The sequence below is a fragment of the Peptostreptococcus russellii genome (assembly GCF_003012055.1).
Classification (GTDB): Bacteria; Bacillota; Clostridia; order Peptostreptococcales; family Peptostreptococcaceae; genus Peptostreptococcus; species Peptostreptococcus russellii.
The window spans coordinates 115,314-134,519 of the sequence record NZ_JYGE01000003.1; the positions used below are offsets into that span (position 1 = coordinate 115,314).

16 protein-coding genes and 1 other annotated feature are annotated in these 19,206 nt (G+C 30.5%); of the genes, 12 read left to right on the forward strand and 4 right to left on the reverse strand.

Translation table 11 applies throughout. The features are described from left to right. Positions 1–13 precede the first annotated feature (13 nt). Entirely contained in the window at positions 14–403 is a 390-nt protein-coding gene (locus tag UF10_RS02625) for a Fur family transcriptional regulator (RefSeq protein ID WP_106776267.1), read from the forward strand. 12 nt (positions 404–415) lie between these two features. Further along, the gene (locus UF10_RS02630) at positions 416–802 is read left to right on the forward strand and encodes a desulfoferrodoxin family protein (RefSeq protein WP_106776268.1); all 387 of its coding nucleotides are present in this window, start codon (positions 416–418) and stop codon (positions 800–802) included. 123 nt (positions 803–925) lie between these two features. Here UF10_RS02630 and UF10_RS02635 read toward each other — a convergent pair whose 3' ends face one another. After that, the gene (locus tag UF10_RS02635) at positions 926–2,008 is read right to left on the reverse strand and encodes a DEAD/DEAH box helicase (protein WP_106776269.1); all 1,083 of its coding nucleotides are present in this window, start codon (positions 2,006–2,008) and stop codon (positions 926–928) included. A 995-nt stretch (positions 2,009–3,003) separates the two neighbouring features. On the opposite strand from UF10_RS02635, the gene nifV reads away from it, so the two are divergent. The 6 genes from nifV (at position 3,004) to thrS (ending at position 12,554) form a co-directional block, all read left to right on the forward strand. Beyond that, the gene (gene nifV / locus UF10_RS02640) at positions 3,004–4,161 is read left to right on the forward strand and encodes a homocitrate synthase (protein WP_106776270.1); all 1,158 of its coding nucleotides are present in this window, start codon (positions 3,004–3,006) and stop codon (positions 4,159–4,161) included. Positions 4,162–4,318: 157 nt separating this feature from the next. After that, entirely contained in the window at positions 4,319–6,250 is a 1,932-nt protein-coding gene (locus tag UF10_RS02645) for an aconitate hydratase (RefSeq protein WP_106776271.1), read from the forward strand. A 91-nt stretch (positions 6,251–6,341) separates the two neighbouring features. After that, positions 6,342–7,379, forward strand: coding sequence for an isocitrate/isopropylmalate dehydrogenase family protein (locus tag UF10_RS02650; RefSeq protein WP_106776272.1), 1,038 nt, complete (start codon positions 6,342–6,344; stop codon positions 7,377–7,379). A gap of 396 nt (positions 7,380–7,775) precedes the next feature. Then, positions 7,776–9,002, forward strand: a complete 1,227-nt coding sequence (locus tag UF10_RS02655; protein WP_106776273.1) for a glycosyltransferase family 4 protein — start codon at positions 7,776–7,778, stop codon at positions 9,000–9,002. A 174-nt stretch (positions 9,003–9,176) separates the two neighbouring features. Continuing rightward, positions 9,177–9,917, forward strand: coding sequence for a DUF6873 family GME fold protein (locus UF10_RS02660; protein ID WP_106776274.1), 741 nt, complete (start codon positions 9,177–9,179; stop codon positions 9,915–9,917). 440 nt (positions 9,918–10,357) lie between these two features. Further along, positions 10,358–10,570, forward strand: a binding site (T-box leader). Positions 10,571–10,628: 58 nt separating this feature from the next. After that, on the forward strand, positions 10,629–12,554 hold the full coding sequence (gene thrS / locus UF10_RS02665) for a threonine--tRNA ligase (protein ID WP_106776275.1): 1,926 nt from the start codon (positions 10,629–10,631) through the stop codon (positions 12,552–12,554). A gap of 275 nt (positions 12,555–12,829) precedes the next feature. Here the strand turns inward: thrS and UF10_RS02670 are convergent, their stop codons facing one another. Further along, on the reverse strand, positions 12,830–13,450 hold the full coding sequence (locus UF10_RS02670; RefSeq protein ID WP_106776276.1) for an ECF transporter S component: 621 nt from the start codon (positions 13,448–13,450) through the stop codon (positions 12,830–12,832). Positions 13,451–13,944: 494 nt separating this feature from the next. Here UF10_RS02670 and UF10_RS02675 point away from each other — a divergent pair, with 494 nt between their 5' ends. The 4 genes from UF10_RS02675 to rplT all read left to right on the forward strand — a co-directional run bounded on the left by UF10_RS02675 (position 13,945) and on the right by rplT (position 16,167). Continuing rightward, positions 13,945–14,811: a methionyl aminopeptidase gene (locus UF10_RS02675; protein WP_106776277.1), complete on the forward strand. Its 867-nt coding sequence runs from the start codon at positions 13,945–13,947 to the stop codon at positions 14,809–14,811. 250 nt (positions 14,812–15,061) lie between these two features. After that, complete coding sequence (infC, locus tag UF10_RS02680) at positions 15,062–15,553, forward strand: translation initiation factor IF-3 (protein WP_456299414.1); 492 nt, start codon at positions 15,062–15,064, stop codon at positions 15,551–15,553. 26 nt (positions 15,554–15,579) lie between these two features. Further along, a complete protein-coding gene (gene rpmI, locus UF10_RS02685) occupies positions 15,580–15,777 on the forward strand; it encodes a 50S ribosomal protein L35 (protein ID WP_106776279.1) in 198 nt (65 codons plus the stop codon). Positions 15,778–15,810: 33 nt separating this feature from the next. Continuing rightward, positions 15,811–16,167: a 50S ribosomal protein L20 gene (rplT, locus tag UF10_RS02690; protein WP_106776280.1), complete on the forward strand. Its 357-nt coding sequence runs from the start codon at positions 15,811–15,813 to the stop codon at positions 16,165–16,167. Between the two features lie 255 nt (positions 16,168–16,422). Here rplT and UF10_RS02695 read toward each other — a convergent pair whose 3' ends face one another. Both UF10_RS02695 and alr read right to left on the reverse strand, forming a co-directional pair. Beyond that, positions 16,423–17,511, reverse strand: coding sequence for an Ldh family oxidoreductase (locus UF10_RS02695; protein WP_106776281.1), 1,089 nt, complete (start codon positions 17,509–17,511; stop codon positions 16,423–16,425). 418 nt (positions 17,512–17,929) lie between these two features. After that, entirely contained in the window at positions 17,930–19,093 is a 1,164-nt protein-coding gene (gene alr / locus UF10_RS02700) for an alanine racemase (RefSeq protein ID WP_106776282.1), read from the reverse strand. Between the last annotated feature and the right edge of the window lie 113 nt (positions 19,094–19,206).

Sequence of the window (19,206 nt, forward strand, 5' to 3'; positions counted from 1 at the left end):
AAGGGTGTTTGTGATGAAGAAATTTTCTAAACAAAGAGAATTGATTTTACGCACGGTTTTAAGTAGCAATGAACACCTAACAGCTGATAATATTTATGAAAGATTGAAATCAAACAATCCTAATCTAAGTTTAGGAACAGTCTACAGAAACTTGACTCAACTAGAAGAGCATGGATATATTAAGAAGATAAATATTCCAGGAGATCCTGTTAGGTTTGACGGTAATACCGATGAACATGATCACTTTATATGTGAGAACTGCAAAACCATAATAGATATAAATAAAGGTGAGATAGAGTGTGTAGATGATTCGCTTAGAAAAAAAGGATTGAAAATAAATTCTACGGAAATAATTTTAAGAGGTATCTGTAATAATTGTAATACAGATGCACAAAATAAATAAGGAGGTAATATTATGGCAAAGACTTTAGCGTTTTATAAGTGTCAAGTATGTGGTAATGTAACAGAAAAGGTAGTAAATGGTGGAGGACCATTAGCATGTTGTGAACAGGATATGGTTCGTTTAGAAGCTAACTCAACTGATGCAGCTGGTGAAAAGCATGTTCCAGAAGTAGAAGTTAATGGAAACAAGGTTTCAGTTAAGGTTGGTAGTGTAGAACATCCTATGACTGTAGAGCATCATATTGCTTTTATAGTACTAGTAACTGAAAAGACTGTACAGAGAGTTGATTTACTTCCAACTGGAAAGCCAGTAGCTGAATTCGTTATTGCAGATGATGATAAGGCTATTGCAGCATATGAATACTGTAATCTTCATGGATTATGGGTTGCTGAAATATAATTCAAAAACATATAATTTATATAATTGATTAATAAAAAGGGCAACCGTGAACTCTAAGAGTTTGCAGTTGCCTTTTTATATTTTATTTATACTTTATGGATTTTATAGAAATTATAAATCTTATTATTTAATATTTTGTACTTTTTCATATACATCCATATTTTTGTCTGTGATAAATGAACAAGAACTTCCTTCATGCCCTATTCTTCCGGTTCTTCCTATTCTATGTATATAATCTTCTGCTGATTCAGGGAAGTCATAATTATAAATATTGCTTATACCTTCTATGTCAAGACCTCTAGATGCTAAATCAGTAGAAATCAAAAATTGTATTTTCATATCTCTAAAGTTTTTAAGAATTCTTTCTCTTTTTGACTGACTTATATCACTATGTATTTTTTCACAATTATAACCTGCTTGTGCAAGTTTCAAGTCCAAGTTATTTACACGAGCCTTTGTTCTACAGAATATAATCGCCATAAAAGGCTTGTCTATTTCTATTTTTTCACATAAATCATCGAATTTTTTTCTGTCAGTAGTAAATATAAACTCTTGATTTATAAGCTTTGGGATATCATATTCTGACTTAGAGCTAATAATTTCGAAATTATCTGCATATCTATAGGCTAGCTTTTTTACTTTGGAGTCTATAGTGGCGGATAAGAGCATAATTTGATCTATAGATCTAATATCCTTCAAAACAATATCAATTTCGTTTCTAAATCCCATTAAGAGCATCTGATCAGCCTCATCTATTATAATAGATGACACATCTTTTAGATCAATAGTTTTTCTATTCATATGATCTAATAGTCTTCCTGGGGTAGCAATTATAATATTTATCTTATTCTTTAATTTATTTATTTGAGATTTTATATCTTTTCCACCATATATAGCAAGAGTATTTATACTAACATCTCCAAGTAAGTCTATTATCCTTTCAGTCTCAGAATGAATTTGAATAACAAGTTCTCTTGTCGGTGCCAGGATTAATACTGAGTCTAACTCTTCTTTATATATCTTATTTATTATTGGAATAAGGAAAGAAAGAGTTTTTCCAGTTCCGGTATTTGATTCTGCTACTATATTCTTATTTTCTAATATATTTGGTATGACTTGCTTTTGTATAGGTGTAGGCTCATTAATCCCCATTCTGTGCAATGCATCTAGCAAGTTTTCATTAATTCCCATTTCTTTAAAATTCATATATTTTGGGCAATAACCTGAGAGTTATTCGCTTTGGGATTGCCCATCCTCCTTTTATTTATTTTAGGTAAAATATTACCCGATACGAATTATATTATATCACATAGCATATAAAAACGGTGAAAATAGCTATATATATAGATATAAAATATAAAATAATAAGGTAAAGACTTATTTTTCTTATAGGAAATAATATAAAAAATTAAAAGAAATAGTATAAAGAAATAGTAAAAAAAATTGTAAAGAGTAATTTGAAAAAAATATAAGAAATAGCATAAAAAATTGTAAAAAATAATATGAAAAATAAATAACTTGAAATCTAGAAAAATTATATAAAAGCAATTCATATAAAAGCAACTCATATAAATGTAATTAAATTTATATAAATAAAATACTATTAATGTAGATGGAGCTTGCGAGAAAAAAATTAAAGAGAGATAGACTGATATTCAATTACAGAAAGAGAAAATTATTTTGTAAATATCTATTTATAAAATAAAAAAATACAAGTTAAATACAGATAAAAAGCATATTAATAAAAGAAATAACTTCCGTATAAGATATTAAACAAAAAGGTATTAAGTATACAAAAATATAAAAACATAATATCTAGACTAGCCAAAAACTTATGGAAACTATCACAGTTGTCAGTGAATAGTGAAATTAGTATAAAAAAAGAATCTTTATTCATATTTTACAATAAAAGAATAAGGCTTATTTATAAAAAATGAAGATATTAATAATTTATAAAAAAGCAACTATGAAAGTTATAACAATATAGTTGCAAAAAAAGAGTGTATTTACCTTTTAATCATGACTTAACACTCAAAAATGAAAGTAAAATAAAAAAAGTATCATAAAAAAGCTAAAAAGGCTTGCAAATTTATTGTTAAGCAATTATAATAATATTTAAGCAAATGAATGCATAAATAAAATACTTGCAAAAGTGAAACTATATAGAATTATAAGAGTTAATTAATTAGGAGGTTAGTGTTATGTGTGTGATTGATAAGATTCAGGGAAGAGAGCTAAAAATAGTAGATACTACTTTGAGAGATGGAGAACAGACTGCTGGAGTAGTATTTGCGAATAGTGAAAAAATCATGATAGCAGAAATGCTAAGTGATTTGGGCGTAAATCAACTTGAAGTTGGAATACCTACTATGGGCGGAGATGAAAAAGAAGCAATAAAGCAAATAGTAAAAAGAAATCTTGATTCTAGCATTATGGCATGGAATCGTGCAGTAGTTAGTGATGTTCAGCAAAGTATTGATTGTGGTGTTGATGCAGTAGCAATCTCTATTTCTGTTTCTGACATACACATTCAAAACAAACTAAGAACATCTAGAGAATGGGTTTTAGAACAGATGGTAAAGACTACTGAGTATGCTAAGAAAAATGGACTATATGTATCTGTAAATGGTGAAGATGCTTCTAGAGCAGATGATGACTTTTTGATAGAGTTTATTGAATGTGCAAAAGAAGCTGGTGCAGATAGGTTTAGATTCTGTGATACAGTAGGGGTAATGGATCCATTCACAATTAGAAAGAAAATAGAAAAAATATATAAAGCGACTAACTTTGATATAGAAATGCATACTCATAATGATTTTGGTATGGCTACGGCAAACGCTATCGGAGGCGTGTTAGGTGGAGCAAACTATGTGGGTGTAACAGTAAATGGTCTAGGTGAAAGAGCTGGAAATGCTGCTTTAGAAGAAGTGTTGATGTCTCTTATTCATGTATTAAAATATGAATCAAAAATAGATACTAGAAAATTTGTAGAGTTATCTGAATATGTTTCAAAAGCTTCTGGAAGAGAAATGCCTGCTTGGAAGGCAATTGTGGGTAGCAATATGTTTAGACATGAATCAGGAATACATGCTGATGGAGCTTTAAAAAATCCAAAGAATTATGAAGCTTTTGATCCAGCAGAAGTTGGACTAGAAAGACAGATAGTAATAGGTAAGCATTCAGGTAAGGCTGCAGTAGTCAATAAATTTAAGGAATTTGATATAGATATAAGTGATGAAGATGCAAACCTAGTTCTTGAAGAAATAAGAAGAACTTCTGTTAGGCTAAAGAGATCTTTATTTGATAAGGAAATAGCTTCAATATACAAGGATATATTGGCGGAGAGAAAAAAGAAATAATTAGGGCAATATAAAATTAATTTAAAGGGTGTTATTCTCTTAGAATGATGCCCTTTATTAAAATATTTCACAGCAAGGCTGTTGAGTAATGTTAGATATTATATTGAAAAAAATAGTTAGATAGCTTAACTAAAAAATATTATAGAAGGTGATTGTTTTGGGAAAAAATATAGTAGAAAAAATATTATTAGAACATTTGGTAGAAGGAGAACTGAAAAAGGGAACTACAGCAGGGATTAGAATTGATAGAACTCTTACACAGGACTCTACAGGAACTATGGCTTACTTACAATTGGAGGCTATGGGAATAGATAGGGTTAAAACAAAAAAGTCTGTGGCATTTATAGATCATAATATGCTTCAGCAGGGATTTGAAAATGCAGATGATCATAAGTTTATACAGACTATTGCAAATAAATATGGTATATATTTTTCAAAACCAGGAAACGGTATATGTCATCAAGTAAACTTAGAAAGATTTTCTGTACCAGGAGATACACTTTTGGGTTCAGATAGTCATACTCCTACCGCTGGTGGAGTTGGAATGCTTGCTATAGGTGCAGGTGGGCTAGATGTTGCACTTGCAATGGCTGGAGAAGCCTATTATATCAAGGTGCCTCAGGTGATCAAGGTAGAGCTAAGTGGAAAGTTAAATCACATGGTATCTTCTAAGGATATCATATTGGAAGTATTGAGAAGGCAAACTGTAAAGGGTGGAGTAGGCAAGGTATATGAATATGCTGGTGAAGGATTAGAAAATCTTTCAGTACCTCAAAGAGCGACTATTACTAATATGGGTGCTGAACTTGGAGCTACTACTTCAATATTTCCAAGTGATGAAAAAACAAAGGAGTTCTTTGTAGCACAGGATAGACTTGAGGACTGGAAGGAACTATTGGCAGATGAAGATGCTAACTATGATGAAGTTATCAAAATAGATCTAGATAAACTAGAGCCTATGGTAGCTGCTCCTCATAGTCCAGATAATATTAGAAGATGTAGAGATGAAGGAAAAATAAAAATAGATCAAGTAGCAATAGGAAGCTGTACAAATTCATCATACGAAGATTTGATGAAGGTATCAAAGATTTTAAAGGGAAGAAAGGTTGCGGATAATGTAAGTTTAGTAATAGCACCAGGTTCAAGACAAGTAATGGAAATGATTGCTAGAAATGGAGCACTTGGAGATATAATAAGTTCAGGGGCTAGAATTCTTGAGAATTCTTGTGGTCCTTGTATAGGTATGGGGCAATCCCCAGGTACAGATGCTGTGAGTATAAGAACTTTTAATAGAAATTTCTATGGTAGAAGTGGGACTAATTCTGCACAAGTATACCTTTCAAGTCCAGAAGTAGCAGCTGTAAGTGCTATATATGGATGTCTAATGGATCCAAGAGATGCAGATTTTGAAGTGGATTTTGACGGGATAGCTGTAGACAACTTCCTGATAGATGACAGTATGATAATAGCACCGAGCAAAGATCCAGATAGCGTAGAGATTGTTAGGGGACCAAATATAAAGCCTTTCCCATTAAATACAGCATTGGAAAATAGTTTGGATGGAAAAGTTATAATAAAAGTTGAAGATAATATTACGACAGATCATATTATGCCATCAAATGCAAAATTACTTCCATATAGAAGTAATATTCCTCACCTATCAAAGTTCTGTTTCAGCACGATTGATGAAGATTTTGCTGAAAGGTCTCTAAATAATAAGGGTGGATTTATTATAGCTGGAGATAACTATGGTCAGGGATCATCTAGAGAACATGCAGCACTTGCACCACTTTATTTAGGAATCAAGGGTGTAATTGCCAAGAGTTTTGCAAGAATACACAAAGCCAACTTAATAAATAGTGGAATTTTGCCTATGGAGTTTGAAGATTTAGCCGATTTTGAATCCATAGATCAGATGGATGAACTATTTGTAGAAGATATATTTGATGGAATTAAGTCAGGAAGATTAAAGATAAAAAATAAAACTAAAAATAAAGAGTTTTTCGTGAAGGCTATATTCAATCAGAAGGAAATAGATATGCTGATGGCTGGAGGAAAGCTAAACAGTATAAAAATGAAGAAAGATTAATACTCAATTATATAAGATTGAAGTTGTGAATAAAAATAAAATTATCAAAAAAGATAAGGTAAATAATTCAAAATATAATTGGAGGTAAAAAATGTATAATATTACTCTAATTCCTGGAGATGGAATAGGTCTAGAAGTTACAAAAGCAATGAAAAAGGTAGTAAAAGCTAGTGGGGTTGATATAAATTGGGAAGAAGTAGCGGCAGGAGAAAGTGTTATTGAGGAGTACAACACTCCTCTTCCTGAGTATGTTTTAGATAGTATTAAGAAAAATAAAATAGCTATTAAGGGACCAATTGCAACACCAGTAGGTAAGGGATTTAGAAGTGTTAATGTGGCTCTTAGAAAGTCTTTGAATCTATATGCAAATGTAAGGCCAGTTAAAACTTTTGAAGGTATAAAGTCAAGATATGAAAATATTGATCTGACTATTATAAGAGAAAACACAGAAGACTTATATGCTGGAGTAGAGCATATGGTAGGAGATATAGCAGCTGAAAGTATAAAAATAATAACAAAAGAAGCAACTGATAGAATAGTTCAGTTTGCGTGTGATTATACAAAGAACAATAATTACAAGAGATTATCTTGTGTTCACAAGGCAAATATAATGAAACTATCAGATGGATTATTCCTTAGAGAGTTTGACAGAGTATGCGAGGAAAACAAAATATTTAGATTAAATGGAGAAGATGCAGCAGCTAGAAAATACTATGCAGATGATGTAATAGTAGATGCAGCAGCAATGAACTTGGTTTTGACTCCTGAAAATTTTGATGTTCTTGTAATGCCAAATCTTTATGGAGATATATTATCTGATTTATGTGCAGGCCTAGTAGGAGGTCTTGGAATAATTCCAAGTGCCAATATAGGTAAGGATTGTGCAGTATTTGAAGCAGTTCATGGAAGTGCACCTCAAATAGCAGGACAAAACATTGCTAACCCTACTGCTATAATTCAATCAGCAGTGATGATGCTAAAGTATATAGGGGAAAATAAAGCAGCAGAAAAAATAGAAGATGCTTTAAAGAAGATATTTATAGAAGGAAAAATACTTACTGTAGATCTAGGAGGAAGTGCTAGCACAGATGAGTTTGCAGATGAATTATGCAGACTTATGGAAAACTAATTTTGCCTAATCAATCACTATAATACATAATAAAGAGGAGTTGGAACTTTCAGCTTCTCTTTATTTATATGGGGATTAATATTATATGAGAAGATTATGCAATAAAAAATTATAAAGTTTGGAGATTATATAAGGTCAAATAATAATAAATGTATTTGAAATTTAAAAACTATTAAAAAAGGCCCTAAAAGAGCTAAAAATAAATAGACAAAACTTATTTACATATACTTTAAAATAGTAAAAAACTATATCAAGTGAATATATCTATCAAAAACTGTATTTATATTGAAATAATAGTTTTTTTTACTTATAATTAAAATTATAAATTGTATATGCTTACGAAATATATTTTTTCTATAAACATACACAATTGATTATTATTGGTGGAGGTAGGAAATGAAGGTTCTTCATGTAAGTGCTCAAAAACCGGATTCTACTGGAAGTGGAATATATCTCAGTGGAATAATAAACGGTATGAAAAGTTTATGCGAAAAACAGGTCTTAGTTGCTGGAATAGACAGAGAAGATTGTATAGAAAGTATAGAAAAAAAGTATAATAATGAAGTTGATTTTTTTCCTGTAATATATAATTCTGGAGAACTAGACTTTAATGTCCCTGGTATGAGTGACAATATGCCTTACTCTAGTACTAGGTATATGGACATGGACGAGGAGATGGCAGATAGTATGAAGTCTGCTATTGTAGAGGCTTTGAAAGAGGCTACAAAGGACTTTAATCCAGATATAATTGTATGCCATCATTTATACTTTGCAACATCTATAGTTAGGGAGTTATTTCCAAGTAAAAAAATTGTTGCAATATGTCACGGAACATGTATAAGGCAGATGAAGAGGATAGATTTTAAAAAGTCTTATATAAAAGATAAAATTAGAAAGTTGGATATGATTTTTGCTCTTCATTTTGAACAAAAAAAGATTATAGAAGATTTATATGAAATTGATAGTTCTAAAGTAAGGGTATTGGGAAGTGGATATGATAGCTCCGTATTTTATAATAAAAATTATAAAAAAGATGGACCTATAAAGATATCCTATGCAGGCAAACTATCTTTTAGCAAGGGATTGATGCCATTTATAGATGCTATTAATCAGTTGGATTATCCAAATGATTCATTGGAATTTATTTTTGCTGGAAATGGAAGTGTAAAGGAAGAATGTGATGCTATAAAAGAGTCTGGATCAAAATCAAAATACAAAATAGACTTTATAGGCAGAGTTAATCAGTTTCGTTTATCTGAGGAGCTAAATAAATCAGATATATTTGTGTTGCCATCTTACTATGAAGGTCTTCCTTTAGTAATATTGGAAGCCTTATCTTGTGGAAACTATGTGATATCTACTGATGTAGATGGAGTAAAGCAGTGGCTAGGAAGCAAGGTTAATGAAAGTGGTTTGATTGATTATGTTGAGCTACCAAAGATGAAGGAAGTATCACTTCCATATGAAGAGGAAATATCACCTTTTACAGAAAGATTAAAAAAATCTCTAGAAAAAGCAATCAACTATAGAAAGTTGAGAAGAAAAAAGCACTTGAATATAGAAGAGTTATCTTGGAAGGGATTGGCAGAGAAACTTTATGCTTATCTAGTAGAAATAAAATAAAAAGCAAACATCTACTCTAATGTATTGTATACTAGGAGTAGATGTTTTTAATTGCACATATTTGAGTGATAATATTTATATACCATAAGACTAGTTCGGGAAAACACCTGCTTAGTTTTAGATTCTAAGTGATAAGTTTTGAAAATATAATTTATAAGGGAAGAAGTGATTTTGATGGATAAAAGTAAATATGCAGTAGTTGATTATAGAATGGATATTGAATGTAGAGAGAATATAGAAAGGCTTGGAATAAAACTTATAGACTCTTATAAAAATAAAAATGTATACAAGGCCATAGAAGGACATGTGGATATAAATATGTTTAAAATAGGTAAAAATTTATTTTGTTCTCCAGAATCATATGAGTACTATAGGGATATTTTTGTAAGAGAAGGAATTATTGAACATATAAATCTTATAAAAGCTAGGACAAGACTAGATAAAAAATATCCAAAAGATATTGCCTACAATATATGTTTTACAGAAAGATATGCAATTGGAAGATTTGCAGATATTGACCCATTAATATTAGAGTTTTTAAAAAAGCTTTCTTATGATGATAAAGGAAGTAAATTAGAATTAATAGATATCAATCAAGGCTATGCTAATTGTTCAATTTGTCAGATAGATGAAAACTCAGTAATTAGTGCGGATAAAGGTGTATGTAGAGAATTAAAAAAGAAAAATATAGATGTTTTAGAGATATCTCAAGCCCATATTGATTTATTTGACTTTGATTATGGTTTTATAGGTGGAGCCTCTGCATTGATAGATGATAAAGTTTGTTTCTTTGGTGACATAAAAAGTCATCCGGATTTTTTAATAATAAAGGAATTTATAGAGAAAAAAGGTAAAAAAATTGTGTCTCTTTCAAATAAAAAATTAACCGATTATGGAAGTTTAGTAATCATATAGAATGGATTAAATTATAAGTAAATTTATGAATTTTGAGTCAGAAAAAGAAGAAGTTTAAATAAAATGATAGAGATTAGGATAATCATAAATCAAAAGTTCAAGCTTAAATAAAATGATATAGTTTAAGGAAAAATAAAGCTTAAAATTGAAATAAAATGATATAGTTTAAGGCAAAAATAAAATAAAGCTTAAAATTGAAATAAAGTGATAGGGATTAGGATAATCACAAATCAAAAGTTCAAGCTTAAATAAATTGATAAATTAAAAAATAAAATAAAGCTATATAGTTATAGTAAATAAAAAGTTTATAAAAATAAGAAATAATAAAAGTAAATACTAGCTTTAAATATAATATATAAAAAGTTTTGAAAATATTCTATTATTTTTAGAAAAAACTTGAAATTTTTTTGCCCTTGTGTTAGTATTAAATCAACATAATAATAAATGCTTTGATAAAGGAAGAGTAAGATATGTATCGTCTATAAGAGAAGTGAATCATCGGCTGAAAGTTCACGAGAAATGAGATATCTGAAAACTACCTTTTAGCAGAGTTTAGTAGCTTTGGTGAAAAGACTCGGTTGACTGCCTTAAAGTCTTATCGAGAGGGTGCATTGCATCAACTTGGGTGGAACCGCGATTTATTCGTCCCAATATTTTTATATGGGGCGTTTTTTTTTATACAAATTTTAAATGATATGGAGGATATTTATAATGATAAAAGTTGAATTAAAAGATGGTAGTTTATTAGAAGTAGAAGATGGATCATCACTATTTGATGTAGCTAAAAATATAAGCGATGGATTTGCAAGAAGTGTATTGGTTGGGTCAATAGATGGTAGACTTGCAAGTTTAAATGAAAAGCTTGATGGAGACTGCAAGGTGAACTTCTTTAAGTTTGAAGATGCAGAGGGTAAAGAAGTATTTAGACATACAACTGCTCATATATTTGCTCAAGCTGTAAAGAGAATTTGGCCAGAAACTAAGTTGGCTATAGGACCAGCTATAGACAATGGATTTTATTATGATATAGATTTAGATCATAGATTGGTACCAGAAGATCTAGAAAAAATAGAAGCTGAAATGAAGAAGATAGTTAAGGAAGACTTATCTATAGAAGGATTTGAAGTTCCTAGAGAAGAAGCGATAAAGATGATGGAAGATATTGGAGAAGACTATAAGGTTGAGATGATAAAAGACCTTCCAGAAGAAGAACATATATCAATGTATAGACAGGGAGAATTCCTTGATTTATGCCGTGGACCACACCTAAAGAGCACTAAGAAGATAAAGGCATTTAAGTTACAGAGTATCGCAGGTGCTTATTGGAGAGGTGACGAAAAGAACAAGATGCTTCAGAGAGTATATGGAACTTCTTTTGAAAAGAAGAAAGATCTTGACGCACATCTTAAGATGTTAGAAGAAGCAAAGAGAAGAGATCACAGAAAGATTGGTAGAGAATTAGATTTATTTATGATTCCAGAAGAAGGTCCAGGATTCCCACTATTCTTGCCAAGAGGTATAGAATTAAAGCAAGCACTTATGAAGTACTGGGAAGAAATACATAGAGAAGATAGATATGTAGAAATAGAAACTCCTATTATATTAAACAGAAGCTTATGGGAAACTTCAGGACACTGGTTCCACTATAAAGAAAATATGTATACTGTAAAGATAGATGAAGAAGATTACGCTATCAAGCCAATGAACTGTCCAGGAGCAATGATATTTTATAAGAGTCAGCTACATTCATACAGAGATTTCCCAATGAGAGTTGCTGAAAGAGGCAGAGTACATAGACATGAGTTATCAGGAGCACTTCATGGATTGATGAGAGTGAGAGCATTTACTCAGGATGATGCACATATATTTATGTTACCAGAACAGATAAGAGAAGAAATAAAGGGTGTAATTAAACTTATAGACAAGGTATACACTAAGTTCGGATTTTCATATCATGTAGAGCTATCAACTAGACCAGAAGATTCAATGGGTACTGATGAAGAATGGGCAGTAGCAGAAGATGGTCTAAGAGGTGCACTAGAAGAGTTAGGTATGGATTATATAGTAAATGAAGGTGACGGGGCGTTTTATGGTCCAAAGATAGACTTCCACCTAAAGGACTGTATAGGAAGAACTTGGCAGTGTGGTACTATTCAGCTTGATATGCAGCTTCCACAGAGATTTGATGCAACATATGTTGGTAAAGATGGAGAAAAGCATAGACCAGTAATGATACATAGAGTTTGCTTAGGTTCTATAGAAAGATTTATAGGAATACTTATAGAAAACTATGCTGGTAAGTTCCCAGTTTGGTTAGCACCTTGCCAAGTAAAGGTAATATCTGTATCAGATAAGTACAATGACTATGCAAATGAAGTTATGGCAAAGCTATTTGATCAGGGAATAAGAGTAGAACTTGATAGCAGAACTGAGAAAGTTGGATTTAAGATTAGAGAAGCTCAGTTAGAAAAGATTCCTTATATGATAGTTGTTGGAGAAAAAGAAAGCTCAGAAAAGAATATAGCTGTAAGATCTAGAGATGAAGGCGAACTAGGATCTATGCAAATAAATGAATTCATATCAAAGATTGATAAGCAGATAGAAGAAAGAGAAAATGTAGAGGTAGAAGTACTTTAAGCAAATCTACAGACTGGAAAAGTTTTACGAAATTACTATAAGATATATATTTTATAAATGAGAATAAAAAAAGGAAGCTAGAGATTATCTAGCTTCCTTTTTATTATGACAAATGTTTATATATTTATTTATATCATTACTATCATTATATATCAAGCAAATATTCACGTCATATATTGGGGGATGACGTGAATATTATACAGAAAAACACATTAGATTTGGCAAGAAGAATATGGTTAAACTCGCCAAAGGATGTATTTAACTTTGCGTGATTATTATTTTAAATTCTTACTACTTTTGACCTTATAGTCAATTAAAAGATTTGACTTTATTAGTATTGGTCTAAGTGCTGAATATATTAATGTAGCTATTATTACTGTTGTAACAGCGTTAAAGAATGTAACGCCAGCACTAAGCTTTGCTAAAACTTCTGCAACTTCAGCAGGTTGACCTAAAAGATATCTTTTATAAAAGTAACCTACAACTGGATCTGCAACAACATTAAATGCCATACCGCATATAGACGCTATTAATGACCATTTAAAAACATATTTTTTATCATTTGTTTCATTAATATGAGCCATTTTATGAGCAATTGCTCCAACTATAAGTCCAATACAAAACTTGAGTATAAAAGTTTTGGGTGCTACTAAGATATATACTGGATCCATAAGGTCTGCTATTGTCATACCTATAGCTCCTGCCATTCCTCCATAGAAACCACCAAGTAGTAATGCTGCTAAAACTAAAAATACATTACCAAAATGTATCGAAGTCATATCCCCTCCACCTGGTATAGGAATTTTAATTTGCAAAAATGTAAAAGTAATAAAACATAATGCCGCAAGTATAGCTGTTTGCGTTAGTTTTGAAAGCTTTTCACTTTTATTATTCATCTTACTCTCCTCCATAAAACAATAATTATAAATTATTAGTACACTACAATCTTATTATTATTGTATACAAAAGTCAACAATTTACAGTACAATAGGATAAAAAAAGAAAGTGAACCGATACAATTTGAACTTATTTAATGATTTTAAAAAAATAAGTTGAAAAAAATATATATATTATAAATAGTATATATTATATAAAGAAAAATAAGCAAAGAGGATATAAAAAGATATTTATAAGACTATGAAAATAGATATCATTATTAAAAAAATTTATTATAATTTTGTATTAATAGTGATAATTTGTGGTATTATATTAAATAGGAATATTTATTGTTGATTTTAAAATTGAATATAAGTTTATCTAAAAGACTTATAAAATCTAAGTTATTTGTTTACTAATTCAATATTAAATCGCAGAAATAAAATGAATGTTTAAATGATACTTGCTATATTTATAGCTTGAAATTAATAAAGTTGTGTTTAGGAGGAAAGATATGTTGAATAGAAATGAGATATGTTGGTGTGGTAGTGGGTTAAAGTATAAAAAGTGCCACATGGATTTTGATGAAAAATTAAGAGAACTTGAAATAGCGGGCAATATTGTTCCAGATAAATTTATTATAAAAACACCAAAAGAAGTTGAAATGATCAAAAAAAGTGCAGTTGTTAACACTGGTATTTTAGATCATGTGTCTGAAAATATTAAAGCAGGTATGAGTACTGCAGATATAGATAAGCTGGTATATGACTATACTATTGAACATGATGCTATACCAGCAACATTAGATTATGAAGGTTATCCAAAAAGTTGTTGTACATCTATAAATAATGAAGTTTGCCACGGTATTCCTTCAGAAGATATTATCTTAAAAGAGGGAGATATAGTAAATGTCGACGTATCAACTATAAAAGAAGGCTATTTTTCTGATGCATCAAGAATGTTTATAATTGGTGAAACTAGTGAAGAAGCTCAAAAATTAGTGGACATAACAAAGGAGTGCTTGGAAAAGGGAATTGAACAAGTAAAGCCTTGGGGACATATAGGTGATATAGGAGCGGCTATATATGAGCACGCTACATCAAATGGATACTCTGTAGTAACTATGTTTGGTGGCCATGGTATAGGAAATGAATTCCATGAAGAACCTTTTGTATCTCACGTAGGTAGAAAAGATACTGGCATGGTAATGGTACCTGGAATGGTATTTACAATAGAGCCGATGATAAATATAGGTAAGCCACAAGTGTATGTAGATAAGAAAAATGGTTGGACATCTTATACTAGAGATGGTTCCCTATCAGCACAGTGGGAACATCAATTACTTGTAACAGAGGATGGATATGAAATAATATCACATTAATAAAAAAGTGAAATAAAATTGTAAAATAACTTGACAATGCTATAAACATCATCTATAATAGATAGAGTAGTGAAAAGAAGTAGAATCCGTTCTCACCTTACAGCACAATAGGTAGCTAGTTTGGTTAAATAAGTGAAGTTGGCAAAGTATTTTGCTATTTTATTTTGAGAATTAAGACGGATTTTTGTCCGTCTTTTTATTTTATTATAAATGAAAGAAGAGGTGCTCTAATATCAGTAAAGAACTAATAATCAACGAAGGAATCAATGCAAAGGAAATAAGAGTTATTTCCGAAAGTGGAGAACAACTTGGAATAATGAGTTCTAAGGAAGCTTTAGAATTAGCAGGTCGTAAAAATTTGGATTTAGCTATGATATCGCCAAATGGGAAACCACCTGTTTGCAAGATAATGGATTATGGAAAATATAAGTACGAGCAAGCAAGAAAAGAAAAAGAAGCTAGAAAGAATCAGAAGACTATTAATGTTAAAGAAATTAGACTAAGACCAGGAATTGGTGACAATGACCTTAAGACTAAGGCAAACAATGCAATCAAGTTCCTTAAAAAGGGTGACAAGGTGAAGGTTGAGCTTAGATTCAGAGGTAGAGAACTTGGACACAAAGATATAGGTAGACAAGTAATGATGAATTTCATTGAGATGTTAAGTGAGTTTGGAGAACCAGCTAGACCCCCTAAATTTGAGGGAAATAATATGGTTACAATTATAGATCCAAAGAAATAGATAATGATTGAGAGGAGGACTTTGTTATGCCAAAGATGAAAACACATAGAGGTGCAGCAAAAAGACTAAGAAGAACAGGAAGCGGAAAGCTTAAGAGAGCTAAAGCTTATAAAGGTCATATACTTACAAAGAAGTCTGCTAAGACTAAGATGAACTTAAGACAGTCAGCTTTAGTAAGTGACGGAGATGCAAAGAGAATTAAACAGTTATTACCATATAAGTAAAATATAAGGAAGTGGTATCGAGGAGGAATTATAATGGCAAGAGTAAAAAATGGTATGAATGCCCATAAGAGACACAAAAAGGTATTAAAGCTTTCAAAGGGTTATAGAGGATCAAGAAGTAAGCTTTATAAGACTTCAAATCAGTTCGTGATGAAGGCTTTAAGTAATGCATATACAGGAAGAAGACTAAAGAAGAGAGATTTTAGAAAACTTTGGATTCAGAGAATAAATGCAGCTTGTAGAATGAATGATATGTCATACTCAAGATTCATGAACGGTCTTAAGAAGGCTGACATAGAAGTAAACAGAAAGATGCTTTCAGAATTAGCTATAGCTGATCCAGCTGGATTTGCACAGTTAGTAGAAGTTGCAAAGAGCAACTTAGCATAATCTTTTATAAGAATAATAAATAGGTTTAACGCATTGAATTGTGTTAGGCCTTTTTTTGTTTTTGAAAATATTTTAATATCTAAAAAGATAAACAAAAAACTAAATATAATAGATATAAATTTATATCTGGAATAAAGAAAAAATTGTGATTATAGAAAAAAATGTGATTATAGAATTAATTTAAATTATTTAGTGAAATATAAAATATATTGTATACAAAAAAAGACCGTAAAATACGGTCTTTTCATATTAATATTACTTAGGTAAATTAATTCCAAAATCTATATCAAGTTGTTTTGCTAAGTTTTTCATTTCATCTATAGTCTTTGGAAGAATTGGAACTCCATTTTTTATTCTATCCTGATGTTGTTCTTCTTCTTTTTCTCCGTGGATATAAATTCTATCCTGTTGGTATGCCTTTTCAGATGTTCTTACCTCTTCTAGGTATTTGCTCCAGTGAGTTTTTATAGATTCAGGATCACCAAATAACTTTGGATCAATTGCCATAAAGTAATGACAAATACCTGATACACCGCCTTCTTCAGAGTGGTTTGAAGTAATACCTGAAGATAATACACCAGTTAAATACTCAACAATTAATGAGAATCCAAATCCCTTATGGCTTCCGAATAGCTGAGTAGCACCACCTAGAGTATTTAGACCACCAGTTCTATCAAATATACAGTCTATAAGGTTTTGTGCATCTAAAGCATCCTTACCGTCTTGATTAACACCCCAACCTACAGGAAGCTCTATGCCTTTTTTGTTTCTTACTTCTACCTTACCAAAAGCAACCACAGAAGTAGCGACATCAAAATTAAAATCTACAGGTTCAGCAGGTATAGATACAGCAATAGGATTTGTTCCCATCATAGGACGTCTTCCAAATGTTGGTACTACTGCTGGGAATGAGTTTGTCATAGATACCCCTATAAGACCCTCTTCACAAGCCATTTTGCTATAAAAGCTAGCGATTCCATAGTGATTTGAATTACGAACACTTACCATTCCTATTCCAGACTTCTTTGCTTTTTCAATAGCAATTTCCATAGCGTACTTACCAACAACGTGTCCCATAGATCTATTTCCATCTACAACAGCTGACACAGGTGTTTCAAAGGCAACACTAGGTTGATTTTCAACGTGTATAAATCCTTTCTTAATTTGCTGGCGATACATCTCTAATCTTTGAGAACCATGAGTATCTATACCGTATAAATCTGCTGCTAATAAAACATCAGTTACAGTATTGGCATCCTTTTCATTAAAACCATATTTCTTGAAAGCTCTTTGGCAAAAGCTTGTTAGTTCTTCAACATTAACTCTTATTGGTTTTGCTTCCATATCAAGCACCTCTTTCTTATTTAATTTTATATTAAGTATTCTACTACTAATTAATCGTTTTTTCAAGCCTAAAAACTTATATATATATTTATAAAAAAATACATAACAGTATATTTTAAGTAAAAAACAGGAATATACTTTATAAAAATATGAAGGTATAAAATGAAAATGATTTCATAGATATCAAAACTTTAAATTAAAAAGTTAAAAATAATAAAGTTATAATTTCAATAAATTAAAGTACGAAAATATATACTAATTTGAAATTTTGTATAATTAAAGAGTAGGGCAAAATAAATCTAATATCTTGTCCTACTCTTTAATTAGTCCATTTAAATCAAGTCCAATTCAATAAAGCCCAATAAAGTCCAATTCAATAAAGTCAAGTCTAGTCCAATCAAGTCCAATCAAGTCCAATCTAATCTAATACATAGTCAACTACATCTATTATAGTATTATTTTTTTTATAGATTCGTTGAACCCTTCTATCAATTCTACACATAATTTCACATTCTATAGTGTCACAGTCTCTAGCAATATCTTCAATAGTCACTAAATTATTTCCGAAAATCAAAACATCATCATCTATTTTCACATCCATTTCCATAGGGACTCTAACCATACACTGATCCATACAGATTCTACCTACAACTGGACATTTTTCTCCGTGAATATATACATATGGATTTCTTCTAGCTCTTAAAAATCCATCAGCACATCCGATAGCTACTGTTACAATTTTTTCAAGAACAGTGGTGAAGTATGTTCTACCATAGCTAATAGAACTACCTGCCTGTAAAACCTTCACATTAGATACTTTTGCCTTAAAACTCATAGCAGCTTTTAATTTTATTGAGTGTGAAACCTTATTTGAAGGGTAGATGCCATATTGTATAATACCGACCCTGACCATATTATATTTTTCTTCTGTATCTAAAATTTCAGCACTATTAGAACAGTGTATATATTTAGGTTTAATATTAATTTCTGCTAAAGCTTCAATCATTTCAGAAAATCTATGCATTTGAAGGTTTTCAAATTCTTTGTTTTTAGCATCTGCAGTTGCAAAGTGAGTATAAATACCTTCTATTTCGATAAATTCTAAGTTGTTTATTTTTTTTATCTCATTTGTAATTTCATCTAGCCTATCATCCAGTACAACATAACCTAATCTTGACATACCAGTATCCAGTTTTATATGAACTTTAGCTTTTTTATTTAGTTTTTTTGCAACTTCATTTATTTTTTCAGCAAATTCATATCTAAAAATAGTCATAGAGATGTCCTCTTTTATACTAGGTTCAATAGAGGACATATTACTATATCCTAGATTAAGAATAGGAAGTTTTATGTTATTTTTTCTGAGTTCTAATCCTTCTCTTGTTCTAGCTATTGCAAAAAAATCAGCGCCTAGATCCTCATATAACTTTGCCAATTTTACGGCACCATGACCATATGCATTTGATTTTAATACCATACACATTTTTGTTCCATTTGAAAGCTTGTTTTTTATTTCTTTAAAATTATATTCTATAGCATCTAAATCTATTTCTAAGCAATTTGAATCATCTATGTAATCCATATTAAAAGCACCTCCAGAATTTATATATTAGAAACAATTATAGCACAAATTATCATAAGTTTTTTAAAAATATAAAAAATTCTGTAAAGTAAAAATAAAAAGATAAAAAAGAA

Excerpts from the sequence above, each read along its gene's own strand:
- UF10_RS02625 (WP_106776267.1), top strand. The coding sequence starts at position 14 with ATGAAGAAATTTTCTAAACAAAGAGAATTGATTTTACGCACGGTTTTA.
- UF10_RS02630 (WP_106776268.1), top strand. The coding sequence starts at position 416 with ATGGCAAAGACTTTAGCGTTTTATAAGTGTCAAGTATGTGGTAATGTA.
- UF10_RS02635 (WP_106776269.1), bottom strand. The coding sequence starts at position 2,008 with ATGAATTTTAAAGAAATGGGAATTAATGAAAACTTGCTAGATGCATTG.
- nifV (WP_106776270.1), top strand. The coding sequence starts at position 3,004 with ATGTGTGTGATTGATAAGATTCAGGGAAGAGAGCTAAAAATAGTAGAT.
- UF10_RS02650 (WP_106776272.1), top strand. The coding sequence starts at position 6,342 with ATGTATAATATTACTCTAATTCCTGGAGATGGAATAGGTCTAGAAGTT.
- UF10_RS02655 (WP_106776273.1), top strand. The coding sequence starts at position 7,776 with ATGAAGGTTCTTCATGTAAGTGCTCAAAAACCGGATTCTACTGGAAGT.
- UF10_RS02660 (WP_106776274.1), top strand. The coding sequence starts at position 9,177 with ATGGATAAAAGTAAATATGCAGTAGTTGATTATAGAATGGATATTGAA.
- thrS (WP_106776275.1), top strand. The coding sequence starts at position 10,629 with ATGATAAAAGTTGAATTAAAAGATGGTAGTTTATTAGAAGTAGAAGAT.
- UF10_RS02670 (WP_106776276.1), bottom strand. The coding sequence starts at position 13,450 with ATGAATAATAAAAGTGAAAAGCTTTCAAAACTAACGCAAACAGCTATA.
- UF10_RS02675 (WP_106776277.1), top strand. The coding sequence starts at position 13,945 with ATGTTGAATAGAAATGAGATATGTTGGTGTGGTAGTGGGTTAAAGTAT.
- rpmI (WP_106776279.1), top strand. The coding sequence starts at position 15,580 with ATGCCAAAGATGAAAACACATAGAGGTGCAGCAAAAAGACTAAGAAGA.
- rplT (WP_106776280.1), top strand. The coding sequence starts at position 15,811 with ATGGCAAGAGTAAAAAATGGTATGAATGCCCATAAGAGACACAAAAAG.
- UF10_RS02695 (WP_106776281.1), bottom strand. The coding sequence starts at position 17,511 with ATGGAAGCAAAACCAATAAGAGTTAATGTTGAAGAACTAACAAGCTTT.
- alr (WP_106776282.1), bottom strand. The coding sequence starts at position 19,093 with ATGGATTACATAGATGATTCAAATTGCTTAGAAATAGATTTAGATGCT.